Origin of the sequence: Xanthomonas sp. NCPPB 3761, assembly GCF_041475705.2 — a bacterium.
In the GTDB taxonomy this organism is placed as follows: Bacteria; Pseudomonadota; Gammaproteobacteria; order Xanthomonadales; family Xanthomonadaceae; genus Xanthomonas; species Xanthomonas phaseoli.
This window is the reverse complement of the sequence record NZ_CM191262.1, coordinates 2,478,811-2,503,587: the sequence shown is the minus strand read 5'-3', so window position 1 is coordinate 2,503,587 and position 24,777 is coordinate 2,478,811. Positions and strand designations below refer to the sequence as shown.

Genomic DNA, 24,777 nt, shown 5'->3' with positions numbered 1-24,777 from the left:
TTGTGTATCAGGCTTCACTGGCGACCCATCCCTTCACGACTTGTGCGACACGTTTTGAATCGGCTTTGACTGCCTCGCGCGCCAGGCGCATGCGCTCTTCGTAGGCGTCTGGCAGAGCGATCGGGGTCTTCTTGTCCTGACCGATCTGCGCGGTGTCTTCTTCCAGGCGGGGCATCAGGTCGTCATCGTCCTCGACCATCCGCACGTCGGCGCTCTGTGGAGTGCCATCCTTGCCAGCCTTGCCTTGCTTGTCCTTGACCGCGGTCACGCCGGTGAGCTGACGCAGGGTGGGGCGCACCACACCGAACAGCAGCGCCAGCACCACCACCGCACCGACCAGCAGGCGCAGACCGTTCTGCACGCGCGGGTCTTCCCACCACTTCGGACCTTCTTCACCGGCCACCGCTTCGCGCACGAACGGGGCATTCATCACCGACACCGTGTCGCCGCGTGCCGCGTCGAAACCCACTGCCTGCTTGACCAGGCCTTCGATACGGGTGAGCTCGGCAGCGGTGAGCGGCTGCTCGACCATCTTGCCCTTGGCGCCCGGGCGCGGGACGTTGTCCAGCAGCACCGCCACCGAGACGCGCTTGATGCGACCGGCCGGCTGACGGGTGTGTTGCAAGGTTCGGTCCAATTCGTAGTTCCGGGTGGCGCTCTTGGAACTTTCGGTCGGCGTGGCCGGTGCGGCGGCCTGGCCATTGGCGGCGGCCGGGGTACCCGGCGCGCCGGCCACGGCCGGTGCCGGCGGCTGGCCGGGGCTATTGCTGGTAGCGCCCGGAGGGCCCTGCGGGCCGGTGGCGCTGGTGCTGGTGTCGCTGACCTGCTCGCTGCGCAGCTTGGCCGGCTCGCCGTTGTAGAGCTCGCGGGCTTCTTCGACCACCGAGAAATCCATGTCCACGCTGGTTTCCGGATTGACCCGGCCCGGGCCGGTCATCGGCTCGAGCAGTTCGCGGATGCGCTGGTTGTAGGAGCTCTCCTGGCGGCGCACCTGTTCGAACTGGGCGGCGTGCTGGGCCGCGTCACTGTTCGGGTCGGCGATGGAGAGCATGCGCCCGCTCTGGTCGACCACGGTGACGCGTTCGGGGGTCATGTCCGGAATGCTGGACGCCACCAGATTGACGATGGCATCGACCTGGTTGCGCTCCAGGCCCTGGCCGCCGCGCAGTTCCAGCACCACCGAGGCGCTGGCCACATCGCGCTGGCGGGTGAAGGCGCTGGGCTTGGGAATGGCCAGGTGCACACGCGCCTCGCGCACCGGGCGCAGGGTGCCGATGGTGCGCGAGAGTTCAGTTTCCAGCGCGTGCTGGTAGCGGGCGCTTTCCACGAACTGGCTGACGCCAAAGCCCGGGTCCTTTTCCATCAGCTCGAAGCCGCCGCCGGTTTCCTTGCCGGTCAGGCCGGAGCCGGCCAGCTTGAGGCGGGCGTCGTACAGACGGTCCTGCGGCACCGAAATGGCGCCGGTGGCCTGGTCGATCTTGTAGGGGATCTGCGCGGTGCGCAGCAGGTCGGCCGCTTCGGCATTGCCCTTTTCATCCAGGCCGGTGTACAGCGACTGATAGCCAGGCTTCTGCGACCAGAAGAACACCGCCAGACCGGCTGCGACCGCCAGGGCGATCATCGCCATCATGGTCAGCTTGCGGGTGATCTGCAGGCTGCGGACACGGTCGAACCATTGCCCCGCCTTTTCGGCGTTCTGGTTCATGTTTTCTTTGCTGATCGCGAGTGCCATGTGTCGTCAACCTTTACAGCGGCATGTTCATGACGTCCTGATAAGCCTGGACGAGACGGTTGCGGACTTCCACGGTGGCGCGGAAGGCCACCTGGGACTGCTGGGAGGCGACCATGACCCGTGCCAGATCGGCATTGGGGTCGCCCATTTCGAATGCCTTGGACAGCGCGCCGGCCTTCTGCTGGGCCTCGTTGACGCCGCCGATGGCGCCGCGCAAGGTCTCGCTGAAGCTCGGTGCCTGGGTCGCCGGTGTTCCCTGTGCGCCGGCCAGCCCCTGGATCTGGTTGCCACGCGCCGCATCGCCCACCGCGCCCATCGAGCCTTGGCCCATCTGCGTCTGGTAGCTGCGGATCTGCGAGAGGATGGAGGTAACGGAGTCGCTCATGGGTGCGGTCAGCCAGGGAGGCAGTGACACCAATGCAAGCGGCGTGCCGAAATGGCGCCGGGATTCCGGCGCGCTGTATCAAAGCACCCAGACCGTCCTTCTCCCGCCTACGGGAGAAGGTGGCGCGCAGCGCCGGATGAGGGTGCTACCCTCGGTGCCATGAGCTGCAGGCATGGCAACCCGCAGGCGCTGGAGTGTCGCGCGCCCCCATCCGCCCTTCGGGCACCTTCCCCCGCACGCGGGAGAAGGGAGCCAGGAGGCCGCCAATTGCAGTGCGACCGGCAGGTTGCAGTGCGACCGGCAGGTTGCAGTGCGACCGCCATTTTGCAGTGCAATCGCCAGATCAAACGCACCCAGGCTGTCCTTCTCCCGCCTGCGGGAGAAAGGTGGCGCGCAGCGCCGGATGAGGGCAACCCGGTGGATGGTCAGCTGAAGCAGCGCATCCGCATCAGTCCGGCAACCACGCGGCTCGCCAGGTGTCCAAGTTGCTACCGCTCAACATCCAGTCGCGGCGCACTGCCTCGCGCAACGCTGCGCCTTGCGCGCGCGCTGCGCCCAGGTCGGCCAGGTGCTCGCGGATGGCGCCGATCCAGTCGCGGTAGCGGTTCTTCACCAGCGTCACCGGCAGGCTGCCCTGGTAACAACGGACATCGCTGGCGATCACTGGATAACCACAGGCGCCGTACTCCAACAGCCGCAGATTGCTCTTGCATTCGTTGAACAGGTTCTGCTCCACCGGCGCCAGCGCCAGATCCAGGTCCAGCGCCGCCAGCGCGGCCGGGTACTGGTCGATCGGCACGCCCGGCTGGAACTGGTGGATATGCTGGCGCAGCGCGAACGGGTACATCCCCATGAACACCCATTCCACCTCGTCAGCCAGCTCCTTCACTACATCGGCAATCAGCTCCAGATCGCCGGTATGGCTGGCACCGCCGGCCCAACCCACCCGCGGCTTGCCACCCTGGCGCTCGCCTCGCGCCGGCAGATGTTCCCACCAATGCGGCGGCAGGCGGTTTTCGGCCACCCGGATATCGCTGTGCAACCCGGCGAACGCCTCGGCCAGGGCAGGGGTGGAGACCACGAAGCGGTCCACCATGCCCAGCCCGCGCCGCACCGTCTTGAGGATGTCCTTGGGCATATGCTCGCGGTGGGCGTTCTTCAGCGGCAGATTGGGCAGGTAGTCGTCCAGCTCATAGACCTTGAAGGCGCGCGACAGCGCCTTCATCCGCCGCATCGCCTCCAGCCGCGCTTCGCCGACCTGGCGTTGCAGGATCACCACGTCGGGATCCTGGCGCGCCAGCTCGCTTATCTCCAGATAGCCGTTGAACAATACCCCTTCGGCCATTCCGGCCTCGCGCAAGGCGCGCAGCGGCTGGATCACCCGGTAGTGGCCGCAGCCCTCGATATCGGCCGGCAGCGCGATCACGCTCGGTAGCGGACGCCACGACTGCAACGGCCGCCAACTGGCGCGCGGGTCGGCCAGCTGGAAGCCGGCGCCGGGGTCCAGCGAAAACCCCGGGTTATAGGCCGGGTCGTTGGCCATCACCGGCAGCCACCGCGCATACATCGCTTCTTCGTCCAGCGCGGTGGCGGCAGGCGCGTCCAGCGGGTCGATCAGTAGTTGCGCGCGCGCTGCGAACACATTGAGGTAGCCGGCCTGATGCAGGCGCAGGCACAGGTCCGCATCGCTCCACGGCGCCAGTTCCGGCTCAAGCGCAAAACCGCCCGCGTCCAGGAACAGCTGGCGCGGCAGCATCAGGCACTCGCCACTCAGCGCGGCGTAGTTCTGGTCCAGCTGCAGGCGTTGCAGGTAACCGGAGTCGTCGAAGGCACTGCCTTCGAACGCGCGTGCCACCGGCGCCCCCAGGCCCAGCAGCAGGCCGGCATGGTGCACGGTGCCATCGCCGCGCAGCAGCTTGCCGGCCACCGCGCCCACCTCCGGCCGCAGTGCGTGGTTGAGCAACTGCTCCAGCCAGTATGCCTTCATCACTGCCGCGCCTGCGGCCAGCCACAGCAGCACGTCCCCACGCGCATGCTCGGCGGCGGCATTGCAGACTGCTTCGCGCGACGGCTCGGCGGCAAAGCGCAGCACACGGATTTGTTGCATCCCCAACGCATCGATGCCGGCCAGCCAGTCGCGCAATTCCGGCTGGCTGCTGGCGCGGTCCAGCAGCAGCACTTCGTAGTGCGGGTACGCCGTGTTGGCCAGGATGCTCTCCAGACAGCGCTGCACCTGCGCCAGCCGGCCATCGACCAGCACCAGAATGCTCACCAAGGGCTGCTGCGCATGCCGGTACTCCAGCGCATGACGGCCAGGGCCGGCGCTGTGCACCTGCGCGTCCACATAACTGCGTGCAGCGAGATGACGCGCAATGGCCTGGTGTTCGTCGACATCGCCGTGCCGGGTTTGGGAGGAGGCCGCCAGCAGCGGCTCGGCGATATGCTGCACACCTGCCAGCCCGTGGCGTTCGACCAGACCCAACTGGTAATTCAGCTCGAAGGCCGCGCCCGGACCTGGCGGAAATCCGCCATCGGCCACCAGCGTGGTCTGGCGGAACAGCCAGTGCCGCGACAGCGTGGAAGGTGCGCTCAGCAACGCGTCCAGGTACAGCGCTGGCCGCAGCGCCAGCCCCAGTTGGCGGTCGTCCAGCGCCACCACTTCGTCCGCGTACACCGCCTGGCAGGTATCCGGCAGCGCGAGCAGGCCCAACGCCACCACGGTCAGCCCGCTGAGGGTGAACACGGCACCGGCATCGACCAGCAACACCCAGTCGATCTCCCGCTGCGCGGCAATGGCCTGATTGAGTGCCGGCACCAGGCCGTCGTTGTCGATCAGCACCCCGCGTTCGGCGTCGCCGACCTGCGCCGGCGAGGTGCTGAGCACCCAGGTCTGCTGGTTTGGATAGCTGTTGGGCGCCTGCAGGCTGGCCAGCGTAGCGGCCACGGCCTGGGTATCGCCATCGCGGTCGATCAGCATCACCGCAATCCGTGGCCCGCCGGCATGCGCCTGCAGGCGCGCATCGATCAACGCGCGCTGCACATCGCTGGGGTGCCGCACGCCCAGCCAGGTGGCCGGCGACACTTGTTCGGTCATGCCGGCGCTGCGCATCAGCGCATTGACCAGATCCACCGACTTGAACACCCGCGCCTTGTGCGGGCTGAGCGGCGCCACGCGCACCTGCCGGTTGTCGCCGCTCTCGCGCCGCCAACCGAGCTGGCGGATGCCTTGGCGCAGGTCCTCATGCCCCTGATCGCCGACCCCGACCTGATCGCGGCCGGCCTGGCTGAACTGCGCGCTGGACACGCGGAAGCGCGTGAGCGGGCAGGCCAGAAACGCCAGGTTGCCGTGGCGTAGCAGCTTGACGTAGATCGCCAGATCGCCCACCCAATGGATCGGCTTGCCGTTCAACATCATCAGCGTGTCGCCCAATGCCACCAGGTCGGCGCGCCGGCACAGCACGCAGCTGGGCTCGCCGATGAAGTTGATGGCGTGGTCGGACAGGAACGACACCAGTTCCGGCCCATCGATCAGCACGTCGTCGTCGAACGGAAAGCTGGTGGCCAGAATGTCCGGCAACGGCGCGCCATCGTCGTCGATGCGTTGACGCCGCGAGGACGCCATCGCCGTGCCCGGGTTGCGCTCGATCGCTTCCACCAGCTGCGCGACGCAGTCCGGCTGCAACACGTCGTCGTCGTGCAGAAACTTGACGTACTCGCCCTGCGCCAGCCCGATGCCCTTGATGGTGCTGCCGAGTTCGCCCAGCCGCGTCGGGTTGCGGTAGTAGCGGATCGGGAAGGGAGCGGACGACAGGCGCGGCGCCAGGAGAGACTCGATCGCGCCATCGCCATTGTCGTCGCAGATCACCAGCTCCAGCGCCGGGTAAGTCTGCGCCAGCACGCTGTCCAGTGCCTGCGCGAAGTAGCGCGGCTTGTAGGTCGGCATGACGATGCTAACTAGGGTGGTGGAAGTCATGCAGGGCTGACCGTGTTCGAGGGTTGGGGAACTGGAATTCATAGCATTGTCGGGGCTGCGGCAACCAAACGTATACAGGCATCGTCGCGAGCGCGAGCTTCCACTTGGAACATGCCTATTTCGGCTGTCTGGCGTGAGGGGCCGACTTCAGCCAAGCCTGAAATGCGCGGGTGCGCGAGTGGCCGCTCCGATGCCGACCTTCAAATGAGGGCTGGCTCTCAAAAATCGATCGATCCCAATGCTAATTTGACGAGGCCGCTAGCCGCTGCTGGAGTGTTCAAGGTCAAGACAATATCCGCCACTGGAAGGATTGTTGATTCAAAAGTTCCAGATTCACACTAATAATTTTCACGTAATCTTAAATTAATGTAGAAATTAATGTAGCTATGAACTAACTATTTAAGGAGTTTCATGTTATGTCGGATGCAATCTCGGGCGCCAATATTTATGTGAAGCGCGGGACGCGCGCACAGTTTGATGCTGCTGCGACAGCCGGTGAACTCGCTGCAAGCGAGCCGTATTTCATCAGCGATGAAGGTCGGTTCGCGATGGGTACTAGCGCGAATAGCTACGTCACTTACGCAATTGCCTTGACTCAGGATTTGTCTTTGTACGTTTCCAGCACGGGTAGCGATTCCAATGATGGGTTAAGGATGGTCTGATCAATGCGGCCAGAGGATGCGTCGACCCGCATCGGTAGCGCTGACTACGCTCACACCTTCGGTTTTTCGCTGTTTCCAGCGCATTCTCGGGGCGTTCTCCCCATTACAGGCACAACTTCCCAACGGCAGGCATCAACTGCTTCCGCTTCAGCCACAGGTTCGACAGCGCAAAGAGCGTCAGCACCTGCGCGGTGTTTTTGACCAGGCCGCGATAGCGCACCTTGGCATAGCCAAACTGGCGCTTGATCACCCGAAACGGATGTTCCACCTTCGCACGCAGGCTGGCCTTGGTGTGCTCCCAGCGCTTGGCCAACTTCAGTTCGCGCTTGTTCTTGATCTGCTTCAGCTTCGAGGGCTTCTCCGCGATCAGGTAGCGTAGCTTGCGCTTGCCCTTGATCTCATCGCGCTTCTCAAGCCCGGTGTAGCCGCTGTCCCCACACACCGTGTCTTCCTTGCCATGCAGCAGCTTGTGCGCTTGCGTGATGTCCGCCACGTTGGCTGCCGTGCATTCCACGTGGTGCACTAGGCCGGATTCATCATCCACTCCAATGTGCGCCTTCATCCCGAAGAAGTATTGGTTGCCCTTCTTGGTCTGGCGCATCTCCGGATCGCGCTCACCGTCCTTGTTCTTGGTCGAACTGGGCGCAGAGATAATCGTGGCATCCACAATCGTCCCGCCGCGCAGGCTCTGACCCTTGCGCGACAGATGCGCGTTCACCCGATTGAACAGCTTGCGCGCCAATCGTGCTGCTCCAGCAGATGGCGAAAGTTGAGAATCGTCGTCTCGTCCGGCACCTCATCCAGCCCGCCGATCTTGGCGAAACGGCGCATCGACACCGTGTCGTACAAGGCTTCTTCCGCCGATGGATCGCTCAATGCATACCACTGCTGCAAAAAGTGGATGCGCAGCATCGTCTCCAGCCGATACGGCTGTCGTCCCGGTTGCCCCGACTTCGGATAGTGCGGCTCGATCAGCCCCAGCAGCTCCTTCCACGGCACGACCTGCTCCATCTCGGCCAAAAACACCTCACGCCGCGTCCGCTTGCGCTTGCCGTCGTACTCCGCGTCGCCGAAGGTCAGCTGCATCGAAATCGTCTACTCGGGTCGATGATCGATTGTGGCAGATCAGGACGGATTGTTCAGAGTTTCCTTAAGCGCTGCGACGGCATTTCAGACCATCCAGCGTGCTGTCAATGTGGTGAGAGCACGCTATTCGCTATGTGGATATACAGTATCTATTAATGTCGCAGACGGGACTTATGTAGAAAATGTTTCGATGGGCAACGTGACAGGTGGCGTCGTGCGGTTTGTAGGTAGCTCATCTGCTATTTGGCGCAACACCACGGGGTGGGTGCTCGTGGTGGATGCTGGCAGTACAGTTCAGATCTCTGGCTTCGCTTTTGGGGGAGGTTCCACAGCAAACGGCATAGTGATTAGTTATAGGGCGTCGTGTACTTTCCAGGGTGGGCATGTGTTCGCAGCGATGACGGGTTCCCAAATAGTTGTCACAGGGAATGGCGTCTGCTACGTCGCAGGCAACTACAGTATCACGGGAGGTGGTGTTTGCCATTATGGGGTATTCGACGGCGGTCAACTCGTTCTCCGTAGCATCACCGTTACCTTGATAAGTACGCCGGCCTTCACTAATGCCTTCGCTAACGCTGGCCGCGTGGGTAGTATAAATGGTGGTGACGCAACATTTACGTTTTCCGGAGCAGCCACAGGTGCGCGGTATGGAATCAATGCAAATGGTGTGATCTGGGTGAATGGGAAGGGTCCGAGTGCTTTTCCAGGAAGTGTGGCTGGATACGTGAATACTGGCGGGAGTTATTCTTGATAATGGATCTTATGAAAGCTACTAACTCCTGAGGGCCGGCATTGCTCCTTCAGCCCGGTGATTTGCGAAGCTGATCCGCTGCCAGCCTATTTTTCATACTTCCTTCTGGAAATCGATATAACCCTAATAGCCAGTGCTCGGCTGGTTGCTGGTAGCGAACGGAGAAGGGCGTTACCAGCAACTTGGACTCCAGCACCGCCTCAGTGGCGCCATTGGCATTGGCATCAAGATCACCAGCTGCAGTGCTGCATAGGCACGCTGTCCAGCGCCTGCGCGAAATGGCGCAGCTTGAAGGTCGGCATGACGAAGCTAACCAGGGCGTTCGAAGTCAGCGGTTATTGAGCGTCTTGAACAGTCCAAAGGTGCATCCACGGCGCGCGGCGACAGGAGCGTGAAAAGGGGGGGGGAGGCTCCACATTGCGCCGATGGGTGGCGAACCTGGGCGTGCTCAGCCTAGCCGAAGACGCAACAAGCGCGCCGTTGGTGCAGAAGGCGGCAACTGACCCGGCGGCGGCACTCCGTTGCGCGCATTGCCATGGAGAATCTTGCAGCTATACGGAGTCCTTGCGATACACCACCTCGATCCAGTCAGTGCGCAAGCTCTTCGGGTTCTTAGACAGCTTGGCGATGTCCCATAGCGAAAATCCGGCCGCGTGCATCAAGTTGACGACTTCGACGAAGCTGGTCGTCCTGCCATAGAAGTCGTACAGTCCGATTTCGATCACTGCGCAGTCGGTGTGCCGCAGGAGCGCCGTCGCGCCCTCGAGCACTTGACGCTCGAACCCCTGCACATCGATCTTTAGGATATGCACATGGGAAATCCCCAGTTCGGCGCATGCGTTGTCGAGGGTGGTCTTGCTGACTGCAATCTGCTCATTCGACGCTTGGCGCGCATACCCAAGCGAGTCGCTGGAATCCGCGTTGATCGGCAGTAGTCCACCCAGGTGCGAGATGCCTTGCCGGTAGTAAGGACTGATCTCTTCGTTCTCGCCTAGCGCCACGCACACGGCTTTGCTGCCAAATTGCGCGGCCACGTCTTCTAGCGCGGCAAAGTTCTGCGGATCCGGCTCGAACGAATACAGCTGGGAATTCGGATAGATCGATTTGAAATACCGGATCGACTCGCCGCGATGCGCGCCCACGTCCAGCACGACTGGTGCATCCGTTGCCAGTAATTGGTCGAAGAACCGGCGAGGCGAATACGCCTGTGCATGCTCTTCATTTCTGAGATCGGAAGTGCCACAGATGGGCGAATGCATGCCGGGCTGTGTGTGGGGCATTGTATCCTGGGTCATGGCGCGTTCTGCTCGCTGAGCTGCATCATGCGCAGCGCCGCTTCCACCCGCACGACATCAGCCGGGGTATCTACCGCGATCGATTGGTTGCTCATCTGCACCATACGCACCTCGAAGCCCAATTCCAGAAAACGCAGGATCTCGATGTCTTCGATCTCTTCCAGCGTGGTCTTGGACGTCACAGAAGCAAACGCTTGCAATGCCCGCTTCGGAAATGCATACGCGCAGACCTGCCGCCATGCGCGCCGGAATTCGCCTTGCTTGGTGATCGGGATCGCCGCACGCGACATGTACAGTAGACGCCCGTCCGGACGCACGACCACCTTGGGGACGCTCGGATTACGGAACTCGTCGATGTTAGTCACCGGGCAGTAACCGTTGATCACATCATTCGGCGCCGCTAATGCAGCGTCGATCAGCAAGCGCACGTCTTGCGGATTGAATAGCGGGTCATCGCCTTGCACATTGATGTAGCTGTCCACATCGAGCTGCTGCGCGACCTCGGCGACACGATCGGTGCCGGTCAGACAGTCACTGGAGGTCATCAGGGTGCGGATGCCAGCCTTTGCGCAGGTACGTTGAATCACATCGCAATCGGTGGCGACCAGAATGTGCTCGGCCGGCGCCGCCTTGGCGCACTGTTGATAGGTGCGCACGATCATGGGCACGCCGCCCAGTTCGATCAACGGTTTTCCGGGCAGTCGCGAAGAGTCGCGCCGCGCGGGGATGATGATGGCGTAAGTCATACAAGCCTCCTGGCAACCGATGGCGTTGAGCAGCGAGGGCGGCTCAGCCGACTCTGCCTTGCCAAAAATCGGTGGAGTTAAGATTCAGCCGGCTGACTGCCTCGGCAGCCTCCAGCACTGCATCGCTGTCGGTAAATAGCCGGTTCCATAAGTCCATCGAGAAACCGTAGCTAGTGTCACGAGCCACATTGAATAAAGGGGTGAACTTCAACGACGACCAGCTCAGGTGAGGCTCTAGCGCGAGCAGTCTCGACTGCGCAAAACGATAGCTATCCACCAGGGTTTCTGACGGGAAGCCAAGCCGGCGCGCGTAGTTCTCCCACAAAAAGGATTCGAATGTGTATTGGCTTATTTCTCGAAAATGACGATTGGGTGTAAGTTCGTTCATTGGAGAGAATTCGGCGTCCGCATAATTTGCTGGTCGCGGATCCTCTGGGATCGACCACAATGCCAGCATGTCTTGCGTCCTACCAAGCATAGTTTTCTCGGTGAAATGGAACGGGATGTTTCGACACCCCCCTACCAAAGAAATTGCGATCTTTCCTTGATTACGTTTGCCTCTAAAATGGACATTGATTGCGTCGTGGGTTGAGCCGGTCAGCACGTTGTCGCTACGGCAACGCACCGCAAAGTCGATACCTTGCTCAGCCAGATGCTCCACGCCCAGGCGTGCGGAGCGCAGCACCGCATTGCGGTATTGCAGACCCAGGTTGTCCGGCTGAGGCACCAAGATCAGCTCATCCAGCCAGGGCCTGCAGCGGTCCAGAAGCGCACTTGGTTGGTGATCCCAGGTCACCATGCACTGATACGTCCAAGGAAAACGCAGGCGATTCCAGGCCAGCACCAAGGGCGTAAAGTCGAACGCGAGTCCTTGCACGAAGATTCCGGTATCCGCCTTAGTTAGTTGGCGCGACAGGTGCAGTTGGGGCAACAAGCGCGAGAAATCCTGCAATTCTTGCAGCAGTGCAATGCTGCTCTCGTCGCAATCGACGGCACGCACCGTGCGGAAGCGGCCATGTGCCTTTGCAATCTGGTTCATTACCTCCGCCGCGTGATTGGAGAAGATGACGATCAGCACATCATCGACCAATTCGTCCTCCAGCGCCGAAGGTGATCTGACCGAAAGGCCATGGACAGTCGTGCCCTGATTTTCAGGCCGTGGGCAGATGGTGTAATGCAAATTCAACTGCTGGGCGATCGCTGGATAGAAATCGCGAAAAAACTGTCCCGCACCCCAGCCGATCAACTTAGTGTTGCGCGGATTCAGTCCTGGATATTTGATGGTGGCTCGCTCGATCGAGCCGATTGCTAACGCCATAAAAGGGCTTCCTTGTGTGCTTTGCTAAGAAGGCGTGACCATGCCATCGCTACCTACGCAATAAAATTGCGTGATTTTATTGCTGTGATCCATAAAGGCTATTAATCATGTGCCTAGAAGTAATATAGAACCATCGCATCGGGGCATAACCGGTTGTGTTGCCGGAAGCCAATTTGATAATCCTTTTCCATTTCTTTAACGAATTTCGTTAGTGTTAACAGATCCTCCGGCTTATGATAGGCTGAGATCGCCATTTTGGGGCGGTTTTTCTCGATTGTTTCCCTTGCGCCGTGTAACGCCTTGAGCTCGGATCCTTCGATCTCTAATTTGATGAATGTCGCCGTCCTTTCCGTAGCCTCGTCAATAGTTGTGACCGGAACGGTTATCGCCACGTCTTCTTCGCGCGATTTTTCATATATATGGCCGATGATGTTGGATTCTACTAGGTGCGCAGACTGGGTTTGAAAAAGACCGGGAATTTCGAAATCTGGAACAATTTGCCCTGGGTTAAATTTCAATGTTGTGTTGCTATCCCACAACCCTTTCTCGTGCAAAGTGATAGCTGGCGCCAACGGTTTCAGGTATTGATCCTGTAGTAAATTGAGGCGCGAGCGGATTAAATTATTGTTGTGAATGGATGGTTCGAAAGAATGAATTCTTTTGAAATCCCCCTTGCATGCGCGCAAAAAGCCCTCGATGGTGTCGCCATTGAAGGCGCCACCATCAACATAAACTTCTTCGTCATTAAACTTGAAAAATTGGCGGTTGGTGGAGTATGAGTTGAGGCCGAAATTATCCGCTCCATGTCCGACAGCACATGCTTCAAGATAAAATGGATTTAGTGTCAGTCTATAAAGCAGAATGCACAGCCATGAAATTTGCGAATATTCATCAGTAAGATCGTTGGAAAATTCAACTAGGTAATCAACATTGTTAAGGGTGGCATTGAAGAATTCGTAACCGTACCAGAAAAAGCGGCCGGTTTCCCCGCTATGGTCGACACCGCATTTCTCCAATAAATGCAAAAACTGCAACGGAAGTAGTGTTGGCAAGTTACATTGATTGGCTGTTTTGGTGAAGTGCTGAAAAGCAGTTCCGCCTGGAGTCAGAATGCAAGATGTCACATCGGCCTGGCCTACGGCCAGCTCGACCCAAGTATCCGAGCTGATGACAGGGATTCCGAATATGTGCCTTTGACGCTCGCGCAGGAAGTCGTCAACAATGGCAATAACATTGGCTGATTTTGCCAGTACTCGAATCTCTGATCTGCACACCGATCCGCAAATAATAAAATTTTGTTTTTTAAGGAAATCCGATGGCGCCCGATCGAGCAAGGCGGGGAAGACTCCGTGTGGTTGCGCAAGCGCATCACGTAGTTCAAAGACATCCCTAATAAGCTGTTGTTTGGAAAGAAATGGGTACATAAATATTAGCTCAGTCTGGATGACGGGAAATCTAAGAGTCGATTAAATGGAGGCTGCGATATGCTTTTAGGGATAAGCGCAGGGAGTGAGCTTTTCATTTTTTAGTAAAGGATGCGCGCGCCGTCCGGCATCAGGGAGTCGTAGAAACATCGGTCAGGCAGTACATCGGGCAACACGGAGTGCAGCAGCCATTCACAGCGCCGACCAATGCGTGCTTGGCGAGGTGCCACACTGCCACTGCCTAGGGTGCTGCCCTGGCCGATTTGCACCCCTTGCCCTAGTTGTACGCCGGCATGCAATGTCACACTGGAGCCTACGCGGACATCCGCCTCGACGATAATCTGGCGATCCAGCCAGCTACCTGCACCGATGCGGCTACCCGGTGCCAAATTGCAGCCTGGACCGATGTATACATTGCCCATCAGTTCCACTCCATCGGCAATGATGGTCTGCGGCGAAATCAGATTAATCGTGCGATAGCCAGCCAATCTCACCTCTGCGAGCAGCTTGTGCCGGGCATAGTTCACCGCGCGCTCGTCTAGCGCTACGAACACTTCAGTCTGTGCCGCAGGAAAACGGGCGAACAGTTCGCCCAGATCGAAGGTGTAGCGATCCGCCGTCGGCAGTTCGAGCGTGGTGTGTTCCAGGCTACAGGCTTGCGCAGTAGCTTGGGCTTTTGCCAGCGCCGCGCCATGGCCTAACAACACTAGTGCTTTCAAGCAGTCTCTCCCAGCACGTTTTCCCGATACCAGAGATGCTGCTGCACCAGATGCGCTTCGTAGTCACCATGCATGAACGAACCGGAATAGGGGCCAAGTCCCTGCTGTAGGCGTTCCAGTACCAGCGTGTCTTCGGCGATAACGGTTCGTTCGCCGCGAATCAGCGTACTCAGCAGCGCGGTAAAGTCGGTGCTCGCACTCTTGCGACGGGCGGTCATCATCCACAGGTGGTAGTTAGTCACGCCTGGAGACACCGGTTCGTATTGCTGCAGCAGGAAGTGCTCACCACGGACGCTGCAGAAGTTGACGTTCGGATAGATGAACCAGTTGTAATAGATATGATCAGCGCCATAGGTGTCGCACAGCGCGTTGAACCACGATACATAAGGTTGCAAGGGCGCTTTCGTCGGGTAGCTGAGCGTGCTCAGTGCTGGCGCCTGGCCATGTTGAACCAATTGCTTCACGATCGATGGCGCACCTGTGGCAGTGCCTGTCGATTTGACCTGTGTCGTCAGGGCGGGCAGGAAGGTCTTCGGATGAACGAATGGGACATGGTTGTAGTCCTTCACGTTCTCCATATTGAGCTTCCAGTTGTAGTGAACCCGGTGCCGGCTATGGATCACCTGCGTGTCCAGGTGCGAGGACGCTTCGCGCAACTGCTGCAGGAAAGAAGCGGTGAACTGCGTCTCCAGCGGCAACGGTTGCTCGGCCAGGTTGACGAACAACAACCCACCGACTTCCTCCAGCGCCAACTTACGCAGGCAGATGCCTGCACGTTCGTGCTCATCGAAGCGATAGAGCTCGGCGTTAGGCATGGCGCGCAGCTCGCCTTCCGGGCCAAACGACCAGGCGTGATAGGGGCAGACCAGCGGGCGCTGGCCGACATCGCTGATCTGGATCGCAGACAACCGGTGCGGACATTGGTTAACGAAGGCGCGCACACCTGCGCTGGTTCGCTGCACCAGCACCGGCACACCGGCGATCGTGCGGGTGAAGAATTGGTTGCGCTCGCGCACCATCGTGCTGAAACCAACAAAGTTCCATAGCTGTCCGAACAGGCGTTCGCGTTCCAGCGCGAAGGTCTTTTCGCTGGTGTAGTGCCGCGCGTCCAGCGCGTGGCGCGTCATCGGCTGCACCGGCGCGGGCAGTCTGGCGTCCTCATGCTCATGAGCTGGAGACCGGTTTGTTGAAGATCGCGCGTGCCGGGTTGCCGACCACAGTCTGGCCCGGCGCGACATCGTGAAACACTACAGCTCCCATGCCCACTACCGATCGTTCGCCGATGGTGATGCCTCGTGCTATCAGGGCTCCGGAATTGATCACCGCGCCATGGCCGACGGTGACGTGGCCGGCGAGCACGCAGCGCGGCGCGATGTGTGCGTAATCGCCGACCACCACGTCGTGGCCCAGCAGCACTTCCTGGTCGATGAAGGCGTAGCTGCCGATGCGACAATCGACGCCACAGTTCACGTCATAGCCGAAATAAGTCGGCCCGTACACGGTGCGTGTGCCGAGGCTGCAGCGGGTGCGGATCGAGACGAACTCGGCTCCCCCTGCCACCAGTGGTGTGACCTGACGTTCGCGTGAAAGCGGGTCGCCGATCGCGGCAACGAACAATTGATCCGCACGCGGAGCGAACTCGGCCGGGTGACCCAGCCAGGGGTAGTACAGCGCGGCTGGCACAGTGTCTGGGCCACGCTCGTCCAAGAAGCCGGCAATGACCCAGTCGATGCCGTGGCTATGGTCCACCTGCAGTTGTGCCAACACTTGGCGTCCCAATCCGCCGGCTCCGAGGATGACGATCTGCTTCATGCGTGCTCCTCAGCTAATTGTCAGCCCGCCGTCCATCACCAGGCTCGTGCCGGTGATCCAGCGGCTGGCACCGGATAGCAGGAAGATGGCGGCATTGGCCACGTCGTCGGGTCGCCCGAAACCAAGCGGATAATTGCTGCGTTCGGTCTCAAGCGAGCCCACCACCTGGGCAGTGGCGTCTAGCAACGGGGTATCGACCAGCGCCGGCGACAGGCAGTTGACGCGGATGTGTCGCTTGACTACTTCCATCGCCAGGCAGCGGGCGTAAGCAATCAGCGCAGCCTTGGAAGCGGAATAGGCACCTACCCCTGCCACACCGATATGCGCGGCGATCGATGCGATGAACACGATGGCGCCATCGGCGGCGATCAGGTTCCGTTTGAGCAGACCCTGGGTCAGCAGAATGGGCGCATCGACGTTGGTCGCCTGGACCTCGCGCAGGTGCGCCTCACCGACCATCCGTGCTGGACATAGCCGCGAGATGCCGGCGCTATGGACCACGCCATGCAGCGGCGCCGAAAGCGCGGCGACGAGCGAAGCGCGCTCGGTGGCCACCGTCAGGTCAGCACGCAGCGCCTGGTGGGGCCGCTCGCTGATGGCCCGTAGATCAGCCAGGGTGGCGTCCAGGCGTCGCGGATCGCGTCCACTGACGATCAACTCGCCGCCCATGCGTGCGCAGCCTAGGGCGATCGCGCGGCCCAGCCCTGAACTGGCGCCGCTGACCAGGATGCGCTTATCGGCAAGGCTGAAAGGATTGAAGGATAGGGAGTCGTTCACGGGATCTCGTTTTCTGCAGCGGCGACCGGAGAGCTCAAGATTCGATCAAATCGGGGAAGACTGCACCTTCGATCTCCACCAGGCAGCTGCCCCACGAAAGGCCGATGCCGAAGCCGCACAGCAACACGCGCTTGGGTCCTGACTCGAGTTCCTTGTTGATCCGCGCAGTCATCGTGACCGGCAACGAGGCGCCGCTGGTGTTGCCGAAGTCGCGCAGCGTCGAAGGCACCTTTTCCACCGGCAGGCCAAGCTTCTTGCGGATGGTCTCGTTGATCATGCGGTTGGCCTGGTGGAAGACGAAGTAATCCACCTCCTCCTTAGACGCGCCGGTGTAGTCAAGCAGCTTCTGTACCGCAGGCGGAATGCGTTGGGTAGAAAAGCTCAGCACCGCCACGCCATCCAGTTGCAGGTCCACGCCACGCTTCCACGCACCTTCCGGCTCCTCTCGATAGGGCACCAAGTGCTGGATGCCGACCGGCTCACGATGCCCACCCACCGGCAGGATAATGGCTTTGTAGCCGCTGCCATCGCTGTTGAGGTCGAAATACATCGGCGGCGCGTCAGCACTGAATTCCAGCGCAGTGGCCGTGCCGGAGTCGGAGAAGATCGGGTCTTCCAAATTGGCACTACGGTCACCCACCAGCAGCAGGCCCTTCCTGACGCCGCCGGCGGCGATCATCGAGCCGAGCAGGTTGATGCCGAACGGGTAGGCCGAGCAGCCCAGATTGACGTCGAAGGCGACGGTGGCATGCGACAGCCCCAGCCGGTCCTGCAGGATGATGGCAGTGGCCGGGATCGGGTAATCCGGTGACTGGGTCACCACGATCAATGCATCGATCTCCTCGCGCTTCCATTGCAGCCGCTCCAGCAGCACTTCGGTCGCATCGAAGGCCAGGTCGGAAAAGCACTGCCACTCCGACGCCATGCGGCGTGTCTCGATGCCGATGTTGCGCACCAGACGCTCGCGCTCGGAACGTATCTGCGGCCGGCAATCGGTGAGATTGGACACCACGCGCTTGGGCACGCAGGTCGCCATGCCGGCAAAGCGAACATTGTGCAGCGTGGAGGTCGGCATGGTGCTTAGGCCTCGGTCAGTTTGTAGAGATCGCCCACGGTGACGGCGGCAGACAGATCTTCGCCGGTGATGGTCTTGCTGTACTCCATGTCGAACATGACGATCACGCCCAGCGCGGCCAGCGAATCCCACTCCGGCAATTCCAACAGGACGGTGTCCATGGTGACCTCCACCGGTTCCTGAAAGTCGGTGGCGGAGAGGAAGTTCTCGATAAATGTTGCCTGGGTCATGCGAGCTCGCCTGGTTGCCTGTTGTAGAGATGTGAGGTTGAAATGCAGGTGCAGCGTGATACGGTCATGTCGCCCGTTGGCCGGCAATGAGATCGGCGATGGTATCCACCTGGTCGCTGCTCAAGCCAGGAAAGATCGGCAGGCACAGCACCTGCGCGGCGACTGAGCGCGCCACCGGCAACCGTGCCGGCGCCGACGAGGGTAGGGCACGATACATCGGGAAGTCGCTGATCAACGGATAGAAGTAGCGCCGCACCAGGATGCCGTGCTCGCGCATCAATTGGTATAGCGCATCGCGCGACAGCGGGTAGTCGTCCTGCACCAGGATCGGAAAGTACGCGTAATTGGGCGTGGAGTGATCGAGCCTTGCAACGCAATGGATGCCGCGAATGTCGCTCAATCGTTGCCGGTACTGCGCATCGATGGTGCTGCGTTGCGCAATGGCCTCATCAATGTGCTTGAGCTGCAGCAGGCCGAACGCCGCGCTGATTTCGTTCATCTTGCCGTTGATGCCCGGTGCCACCACCGTGGTTTCGTCGACGAAGCCGAAGTTCTTCAGGTGCCCGATGCGCTGGTAGGTTCTTTCGTCGGGACAGACAATCGCACCGCCTTCGAAGGTATTGAAGACCTTGGTCGCATGGAAGCTCAACACGCTCAGGTCGCCATGGCGCAGGATCGATCCGCCTTCGTCGCGCACGCCGAACGCGTGCGCCGCGTCGTAGATCACCTTGAGGTTGTAGATGTCGGCGATGCGCGTGATCGCGCTGGTGTCGCAGGCAGTGCCATAGCAGTGCACCGGCATGATCGCAGTGGTTTGCGGGGTGATGGCCGCTTCGATCTTCGAAGGGTCCATGTTGAGCGTCACCGGGTCGATGTCCACGAACACCGGGGTGATGCTTTTCCACAGCAGCGAATGCGCGGTGGCAACGAACGAGTAGGGTGTGGTGATCACTTCGCCGGTGATGCGCAGCGCCTGCAGCGCGGTGATCAGGGCGGTGGTGCCGTTGGTCAGCAATGCCAGGTGCGGTACGCCCAGGTAATCGCAGAGCGCGCGTTCGAGGGCATGGTGCATCTCGCCGCCGTTGCTGACGATGCGGCTGGTCCAGATCCGCTCCAGATAAGGCAGGAACTCTTCCAGCGGCGGCAGCAGCGGACTGGTGACGGGGATGGGCATCAATGCCTCGCTGGTGCGGGTGGATGTCGGGATTCCGTCGCAGCCGGCAGCTGCGAACGGAGTGATCCTGCTGAAGCAAGCGCTATGCCAGCGAGCGGAACCTGGGCGTGTGCTGGCTCAGTTGGCCAGCTCGGTCTGCTCGCGATCGATGCCGTACTTGCGCAGCTTCTCCACCAACGTGGTGCGGCGCAGGCCCAGCAGCTGAGCGGCATGCGCCACCACGCCCTGCGTGCGTTCCAGTGCTTCGTTGATTAGCGCCAACTCGATGTTGGCCATATGCCCGCGCAAATCGATGCCGTCGTCCGGCAGGCTGGACGTGGCGGAGAGCTCGGCATCGGCAGTCTTTGGTTGCAGCGTCACCACATTGTTCGGCAGGGCGCCGACCTCGACCGGCGCAGCCAACAACTCCGGCTCCGGCGGCAGCTCGACCGGACTGGCCGAAGCGAAATCGCCGCGATAACGCGCCGGCAGATCCTGCACCCGCACCAGCCCGCCGGGATGCAGCACCGCCAGGCGCTCGACCAGATTGGTGAGCTCGCGCACATTGCCGGGCCACTCGTAGCTGCGCAGCGCCTGCAGTGCCTCGTCGGCAAAGCGCACTTCGCCGCGACCGGTGCGTGCCAGCTGGCCCGCAATAGTCTGCACCAGCATGGCCAGATCGTCCACGCGCTCGCGCAGTGCCGGCATTTCGATCGGAAACACATTGAGGCGATAGAACAGGTCCTCGCGGAACTGGCCATCGCTGATGCGCGATTCCAGATTGCGGTGGGTCGCGGCGATCACGCGCACGTTGCAGCGGATGGTCTGCCCGCCGCCAACGCGCTCGAAGCTGCGCTCCTGCAGCACGCGCAGCAGCTTGACCTGCATCGGCAGGCTCATGTCGCCAATTTCGTCCAGCAGCAGCGTGCCGCCCTCGGCCATCTCGAAGCGACCCTTGCGGGTGGTCAGCGCACCGGTGAAGGCGCCTTTTTCGTGGCCGAACAGTTCGCTTTCCAGCAAATCCGGCGGGATCGCGCCGCAGTTGATCGCCACGAACGGCCCGTCGCGCCGCGGCGAGTGCTGGTGGATGGCGCGCGCCACCACTTCCTTGCCGGTCCCGGATTCGCCCAGGACCAGCACGGTGGTATCGAATGCAGCCACCTGGTCGATCAGCCGGCGCAGGCGGGTCACCGCCTCGCTGTTGCCGGTCGGACCGGAGTCTTGCTGCACGCCGGCCTGATGCTCGGCGTCGAGCCGCTTGAGGCTTGCGCGGCGCAACAAGGCTTCCAGCTGCGCATGACGCAGGGGAGTGTCCAAGGCCCACACATTGGCTTCGTGCAGGCCATGGGTCTGCGCAAACGCGCTCGGGCTGCCCTCCATCAGCAGCACCGGTGGCGGCAGCTTGGCATCGGCCAGCCAGTCGAAGAATTTGTCGGCCTGTGCAGCGTCCTGTGCCGAGCCCACCATCACCGCCATCCATTCATCGTGGCGGTGACGGCCAGGATTGATGTCGGCGCCGTCGGTGACCCAGCGGGGATTGAAGTCCATGAATTCGAGCAGCGACACCGTGCGCTCGGCGCGCACGGCGTCGCTGTCGATCAACAGAATGCGGGACTCACTCATTCCTGGCTCCTTCCGTCAGGCCCTCCAGGATTGGCATGACTTCCTGGATATAGGACAGCTTGCTGACAAAATTGTCAGCACCCGCGCGAAGAGCGTGTTCACGATGCTCGGCATCATCGAAGTGGCTCGCGATGACAATATACGGCGGATCGTCCTGCGTCTTGATCAGACGCGTGGCCTGCAGCCCGCCCATCTCCGGCATGGCCAGGTCCATCAGCACGACATTGGGGCGCAGCGACTCAGAGCGCTCGATCGCTTCCAGCCCATTGGCGGCGCTGCCCACGATATCGAGCCACTCGACCTTGCGAAAATGACGCATCGCAGCGTTGATGAAGCCCTCGTGGTCGTCGACCAGCAGCACGGTGAGTTTGCTCATAGTAGTCCTTATCCTGCCCGGGCAAGCAGCGGTTTAGTGGTGCGGCGGCGCTCGCGTGCCGGTGCGATATCAAGTTGTTCGCGGTACTTGGCCACGGTGCGGCGCGCAATGTTAACGCCTTGCCGCGACAGCAAGCCGGCAATCGCCTCGTCGGCCAGCGGCCGGCCGGCCGGCTCGCTTTCGATCAAGCGGCGCACCATCGCCTTGACGGCCTGGCCGGAGACGCTGGCGCCTTCCAGCCGCACGGCGAAGAAATGCTTGAGCTCGAAGGTGCCGCGCGGGGTCTGGATGTATTTGCCGGTGGTGATGCGCGAAATGGTCGATTCGTGCATGCCGATCTCGTCGGCGATTTCCTTCAGCGTCAGCGGTGCCATCGCTTCTTCGCCACGCGCCAGGAAGGCGGCCTGGCGTTCGACGATGGCGCGCGTGGCGCGCAGCAGGGTCTCATAGCGCATCGACAGGCCGCGGGTCAGCCAGCGCGCTTCCTGCAGCATGTCGCGCAGCGGCTGCGCGGCCTCGCCGGCGTCGGCCAGTGCGCGTTCGTGCACCGGGTTGATGCTGACGCGATGGGTGGTGGCCGGGTTGAGTGCGACGCGCCAGCTGTCGTCGGCATGCCAGGCGAGCACATCCGGGATCACGCTGGCATTGCTTTCCTGCAGCAGGTCGTCGCCCGGGCGCGGTTGCAGCGACAGGATCAGCCGCACTGCTTCACGGACATCGTCCACTTCGGCATCGTGCGCGCGCGCCAGCACCGTGTAGTCGTGCGCGGCCAGCAGCTCCAGATCGCCGTCGAGGATGCGCGCAGCCAGGTGGCGTGCCGGCACGCGGCCGGGCAGGGCGCTCAACTGGGCCTGCAGGCACTCGCGCAGATCGCAGGCGGCCAGACCGGCCGGGTCGCCGTGCAGCAACCGCTGCCGGATCGCTTCGACCGCCTGCACGGTCATGCCCAGACGGGTGGCGCCCAGCTGTTGCAGCGTCGACAGCGCTTCGGTCAGATAACCGGCGTCGTCGGTCTGTTCCAGCCAGAACGCAGCGGCCCCCAGCGCCGCCTCGTCCAGGTCCAGCGCCAGCTCGCGCAGGATGCGCACATGCGGGTCGGTCGACTCGCCGGCGGCCACGCGCTGCATGCGATCGTCGTCGCCGTCGTTCCAACTGCCGCCCTGCACGTCCCACATCGTGCTTTCCGGTAGCTCGTCGAACGCGGCGATATCGCTGGCGCCATCGTTGTTGGTGGCGGCCTCGTCCCCGTTATCGGCCAGCTCTTCCAACTCCAGCAACGGATTGGTTTCCAGGGCGCGACGGATTTCCAGTTCCAATTGCATGCCGTCCAGTTGCAACAGACGGATCGACTGCAGCAACTGCGGGGTGAGGTGCAGTTGCTGGCCAAGCTGGGCGGAAATGGTCGTCTTCATGGAAGCGCTTCCGATGGGCGCTGCACGCAGCAGCGATGGAATGCATCTTGCAGGACAACGCGACGGGTTTCTAATCAGGGAGTCAGGTGAGGCGACTCATGATTTTCCCGACAGTTTGTCGGGAGTCTCCTGACATTGCAGGCAGGCTCAAGCGTGCCCGCCGGAATTCCGTCACTGTTTTAACCATCGCTGGCCCACGCGTGCCCGGCTGGCGGGTCAGACCAACTCGTTGTGATGCTTGGCGGCCAGCAGCACCAGATCGTTGGCGCGACGGCAGCCGAGCGATTCCATCATGCGGGCGCGATGGGTTTCCACGGTCTTGACGCTGATGCCCAAATCGGCGGCGATTTCCTTGTTGCTCTGGCCGCGGCCGATTTCGCGCAGGATCTCGCGCTGACGCGGCGACAGCGCAGCAATGCCGACCGGCTTTTCGCGGCCCAGCATCGGCGCAATCATCTTGGACGAGATCTGCGGGCTCAGGAACACCTGGCCGGCGGCGGCAGCACGCAACGCCAATTCCAGCTCCAACGGCGCGGCATCCTTGACCACGAAGCCAACCGCGCCGCGATCGAGCGCATCGCGCACATGCACCGGGTCGTCGTGCATCGACATCATCACCACGTGCGTGCGCGGCGCGGCGCGCAGCACGTCGGTCATGGCATCCAGGCCGCTGCGACCGGGCAAGGACAGGTCCATCAGCACCAGGTCGGGTCGGTGCAGGGACGTCATGTCCAGGGCTTGTTGCGCATTGCTGGCTTCGCCCACGACATCGATGCCAGCGAAGGTTTGCAGCAGCCTGGACAGGCCGGCACGGACAAGGGTGTGATCGTCGACGATGATGACTCGCACGGCGCAGAAGAGACCTTTTTCAGTAAAGGGCACCTTAGCTGACCCGGCGCCCGGCGCCAACTATCGGATCAACGCTGGCGGCGGGCGTCGGCGATCTGACGGCGATGCAAGCGAAACAGGTGACGTTCCAGGGCGTCCTGCAGGCCCGGGGCGAGCGGGGCAAAGCGCAGCCATAGCCAGACATCATGGCCATCGCTCGCGTTCGCCAGCACAGTAGCAGGAAGCTGTACAAGTTCAGGAAGCCAGTCGGACGGCTGCAGGCAAACGCTGCCGGCCGTGCCCGGCGGGTGGCTGGTTGCGCAACTCAGGCGGATCCCGCGCACCGACCAGTGCACCATTCCCTGGCTCAGGCCGCTGTCGCCCTGGCGCACCAGGCGGCCGATCAGCGCCAGCATCAAATCCAGTTTGGCGTCCATGCGCTGCACCAGCAGCGGCAGTTCGCCGCGATCTTCGCTGGTTTCTTCGCTACGCAGGTCTTCGACCTGGCCGAGACTGCGCAACAGGGTTTCTGCGGCGCTGTGTGCGCCGGCATCGCTCCCGGCCCGGAAGCCGGCCGGCAACTGCAATTGGCAACTGAGCGTATCGGCAAACAGCTCGGCATCGGCCGATGGCGCGAGTGTGCCGATCGCGCTCATCAGATGCGTCCGACCCGCGCGTAGGCGCGGCTGGCCGACGATGAGGTGCGTTGTGCGCGGATCAGCTCCAGCAGCTTGCGCTGCCGCTCGCGCATCATCCGCATCAGGTCCTGGTGCATGCCCAGCAAGGCCTGCAGCGCGTCGCGGTCCTGCTGGATGTCCACCTGCTGCGCGTATTCGCGCAGGTGCAGGTCGTGGTTGTCCAGCATTTGCGGCATCGCCTCGAATTCCTCTTGCGCCATGGCCAGGCGAAGGTCGGCGATTTCTGCTTGAAGGCTTTGCACGCTATGCATGGCAGGACTCACGAAACGGCGGAAAGGCCGCGTTGTTCGAGGGGAATGGAGTTCCACGCCGAGTCGATTTCGCTGAGCAACCCCAGCGCTTCGGTCAACGCGGTCTCGTCGTTGTGCAGGTTGGCTGCGGTCAGCCGCTGCATCACGTAGTCGTACAGGGCCGAGAGGTTACCAGCGATCTCGCCACCGGCTTCGTGATCGAGCGAGCCGTTCAAGTGACCGACGATCGCGCACGCCTCGCCGATGGCCTTGCCCTTGCGCGCCTGGTCGCCCTGCGCCAGGCAGGCCTGGGCCAGACGAATGCGCTGGCAAGCGCCGGCAAACAGCAACGAGACCAGCTTGTGCGGATCGGCTTCGGTCACGCTGGTGGACACGCCGACCTTGCGATATTGCTCGGCATACTGACGATTGGAACCGTACATGGATGACTCCTCAATGGGCTGACCTTCGC

General features: G+C 61.7%; 24 protein-coding genes. 2 read left to right on the top strand and 22 right to left on the bottom strand.

Features of this window, described 5'->3' with window-relative positions; translation table 11 throughout:
- Nucleotides 1-7 precede the first annotated feature (7 nt).
- From fliF to ACCQ00_RS10995, 3 genes are all read right to left on the bottom strand, one after another.
- Nucleotides 8-1,732, bottom strand: coding sequence for a flagellar basal-body MS-ring/collar protein FliF (gene fliF, locus ACCQ00_RS11005; protein ID WP_039573936.1), 1,725 nt, complete (start codon nucleotides 1,730-1,732; stop codon nucleotides 8-10).
- A 13-nt stretch (nucleotides 1,733-1,745) separates the two neighbouring features.
- Complete coding sequence (fliE, locus tag ACCQ00_RS11000) at nucleotides 1,746-2,117, bottom strand: flagellar hook-basal body complex protein FliE (protein WP_017159591.1); 372 nt, start codon at nucleotides 2,115-2,117, stop codon at nucleotides 1,746-1,748.
- Nucleotides 2,118-2,565: 448 nt separating this feature from the next.
- Nucleotides 2,566-6,060 (bottom strand): glycosyltransferase, encoded by a 3,495-nt coding sequence (locus ACCQ00_RS10995; protein ID WP_039584192.1) that lies wholly within the window; start codon nucleotides 6,058-6,060, stop codon nucleotides 2,566-2,568.
- Between the two features lie 446 nt (nucleotides 6,061-6,506).
- Between ACCQ00_RS10995 and ACCQ00_RS10990 the strand changes: the two genes are divergently transcribed.
- Nucleotides 6,507-6,752 carry a hypothetical protein gene (locus ACCQ00_RS10990; RefSeq protein ID WP_039573930.1) on the top strand — a complete coding sequence of 82 codons (246 nt, stop codon included), beginning with the start codon at nucleotides 6,507-6,509 and terminating at the stop codon, nucleotides 6,750-6,752.
- 103 nt (nucleotides 6,753-6,855) lie between these two features.
- On the opposite strand, the gene ACCQ00_RS10985 is transcribed toward ACCQ00_RS10990, so the two are convergent.
- The 16 genes from ACCQ00_RS10985 to ACCQ00_RS10910 all read right to left on the bottom strand — a co-directional run bounded on the left by ACCQ00_RS10985 (nucleotide 6,856) and on the right by ACCQ00_RS10910 (nucleotide 23,344).
- A protein-coding gene (locus tag ACCQ00_RS10985; protein ID WP_022557821.1) for an IS5-like element ISXfu1 family transposase occupies nucleotides 6,856-7,838 on the bottom strand; the annotation gives its coding sequence in 2 pieces (ribosomal slippage) (nucleotides 6,856-7,493 and nucleotides 7,493-7,838; 984 coding nt in all).
- Nucleotides 7,839-9,140: 1,302 nt separating this feature from the next.
- Nucleotides 9,141-9,884, bottom strand: a complete 744-nt coding sequence (locus ACCQ00_RS10980) for an FkbM family methyltransferase (protein WP_236493330.1) — start codon at nucleotides 9,882-9,884, stop codon at nucleotides 9,141-9,143.
- Nucleotides 9,881-10,630, bottom strand: coding sequence for a 3-deoxy-manno-octulosonate cytidylyltransferase (locus ACCQ00_RS10975; protein WP_039584542.1), 750 nt, complete (start codon nucleotides 10,628-10,630; stop codon nucleotides 9,881-9,883). Before ACCQ00_RS10975 ends, ACCQ00_RS10980 begins: the two co-directional genes overlap by 4 nt.
- Nucleotides 10,631-10,673: 43 nt before the next feature.
- On the bottom strand, nucleotides 10,674-11,948 hold the full coding sequence (locus ACCQ00_RS10970) for a hypothetical protein (RefSeq protein WP_039584291.1): 1,275 nt from the start codon (nucleotides 11,946-11,948) through the stop codon (nucleotides 10,674-10,676).
- A gap of 113 nt (nucleotides 11,949-12,061) precedes the next feature.
- Nucleotides 12,062-13,372: an FkbM family methyltransferase gene (locus ACCQ00_RS10965; RefSeq protein ID WP_372354133.1), complete on the bottom strand. Its 1,311-nt coding sequence runs from the start codon at nucleotides 13,370-13,372 to the stop codon at nucleotides 12,062-12,064.
- Between the two features lie 101 nt (nucleotides 13,373-13,473).
- The gene (locus ACCQ00_RS10960; RefSeq protein ID WP_039575464.1) at nucleotides 13,474-14,091 is read right to left on the bottom strand and encodes an LbetaH domain-containing protein; all 618 of its coding nucleotides are present in this window, start codon (nucleotides 14,089-14,091) and stop codon (nucleotides 13,474-13,476) included.
- Nucleotides 14,088-15,218 (bottom strand): aromatic ring-hydroxylating oxygenase subunit alpha, encoded by a 1,131-nt coding sequence (locus ACCQ00_RS10955; protein ID WP_039575462.1) that lies wholly within the window; start codon nucleotides 15,216-15,218, stop codon nucleotides 14,088-14,090. Before ACCQ00_RS10955 ends, ACCQ00_RS10960 begins: the two co-directional genes overlap by 4 nt.
- A gap of 37 nt (nucleotides 15,219-15,255) precedes the next feature.
- Complete coding sequence (locus tag ACCQ00_RS10950) at nucleotides 15,256-15,903, bottom strand: acetyltransferase (RefSeq protein ID WP_039575460.1); 648 nt, start codon at nucleotides 15,901-15,903, stop codon at nucleotides 15,256-15,258.
- Nucleotides 15,904-15,912: 9 nt separating this feature from the next.
- On the bottom strand, nucleotides 15,913-16,680 hold the full coding sequence (locus ACCQ00_RS10945) for an SDR family NAD(P)-dependent oxidoreductase (RefSeq protein ID WP_039575458.1): 768 nt from the start codon (nucleotides 16,678-16,680) through the stop codon (nucleotides 15,913-15,915).
- 34 nt (nucleotides 16,681-16,714) lie between these two features.
- On the bottom strand, nucleotides 16,715-17,755 hold the full coding sequence (locus tag ACCQ00_RS10940; protein WP_039575456.1) for a ketoacyl-ACP synthase III: 1,041 nt from the start codon (nucleotides 17,753-17,755) through the stop codon (nucleotides 16,715-16,717).
- 5 nt (nucleotides 17,756-17,760) lie between these two features.
- Entirely contained in the window at nucleotides 17,761-17,985 is a 225-nt protein-coding gene (locus tag ACCQ00_RS10935) for an acyl carrier protein (RefSeq protein ID WP_039575455.1), read from the bottom strand.
- 64 nt (nucleotides 17,986-18,049) lie between these two features.
- The gene (locus ACCQ00_RS10930; protein ID WP_039575454.1) at nucleotides 18,050-19,159 is read right to left on the bottom strand and encodes a DegT/DnrJ/EryC1/StrS family aminotransferase; all 1,110 of its coding nucleotides are present in this window, start codon (nucleotides 19,157-19,159) and stop codon (nucleotides 18,050-18,052) included.
- A 117-nt stretch (nucleotides 19,160-19,276) separates the two neighbouring features.
- Nucleotides 19,277-20,761 (bottom strand): sigma-54 dependent transcriptional regulator, encoded by a 1,485-nt coding sequence (locus tag ACCQ00_RS10925; RefSeq protein WP_017154660.1) that lies wholly within the window; start codon nucleotides 20,759-20,761, stop codon nucleotides 19,277-19,279.
- Entirely contained in the window at nucleotides 20,754-21,137 is a 384-nt protein-coding gene (locus ACCQ00_RS10920) for a response regulator (protein ID WP_016904817.1), read from the bottom strand. Before ACCQ00_RS10920 ends, ACCQ00_RS10925 begins: the two co-directional genes overlap by 8 nt.
- Nucleotides 21,138-21,145: 8 nt before the next feature.
- Nucleotides 21,146-22,549, bottom strand: a complete 1,404-nt coding sequence (rpoN, locus tag ACCQ00_RS10915) for an RNA polymerase factor sigma-54 (RefSeq protein ID WP_039575453.1) — start codon at nucleotides 22,547-22,549, stop codon at nucleotides 21,146-21,148.
- 216 nt (nucleotides 22,550-22,765) lie between these two features.
- A complete protein-coding gene (locus ACCQ00_RS10910; RefSeq protein WP_229014455.1) occupies nucleotides 22,766-23,344 on the bottom strand; it encodes a response regulator in 579 nt (192 codons plus the stop codon).
- Here ACCQ00_RS10910 and ACCQ00_RS10905 point away from each other — a divergent pair.
- Entirely contained in the window at nucleotides 23,264-23,440 is a 177-nt protein-coding gene (locus ACCQ00_RS10905; RefSeq protein ID WP_229014464.1) for a hypothetical protein, read from the top strand. The genes ACCQ00_RS10910 and ACCQ00_RS10905 overlap by 81 nt on opposite strands.
- Before the next feature lie 26 nt (nucleotides 23,441-23,466).
- Here the strand turns inward: ACCQ00_RS10905 and ACCQ00_RS10900 are convergent, their stop codons facing one another.
- From ACCQ00_RS10900 to fliS, 3 genes are read right to left on the bottom strand one after another with little or no spacing between them, the layout of a single operon-like run.
- Nucleotides 23,467-24,033: a PilZ domain-containing protein gene (locus ACCQ00_RS10900; protein WP_039575452.1), complete on the bottom strand. Its 567-nt coding sequence runs from the start codon at nucleotides 24,031-24,033 to the stop codon at nucleotides 23,467-23,469.
- On the bottom strand, nucleotides 24,033-24,326 hold the full coding sequence (locus ACCQ00_RS10895; RefSeq protein WP_039575451.1) for a hypothetical protein: 294 nt from the start codon (nucleotides 24,324-24,326) through the stop codon (nucleotides 24,033-24,035). Before ACCQ00_RS10895 ends, ACCQ00_RS10900 begins: the two co-directional genes overlap by 1 nt.
- An 8-nt stretch (nucleotides 24,327-24,334) precedes the next feature.
- On the bottom strand, nucleotides 24,335-24,748 hold the full coding sequence (fliS, locus tag ACCQ00_RS10890) for a flagellar export chaperone FliS (RefSeq protein ID WP_014090121.1): 414 nt from the start codon (nucleotides 24,746-24,748) through the stop codon (nucleotides 24,335-24,337).
- Between the last annotated feature and the right edge of the window lie 29 nt (nucleotides 24,749-24,777).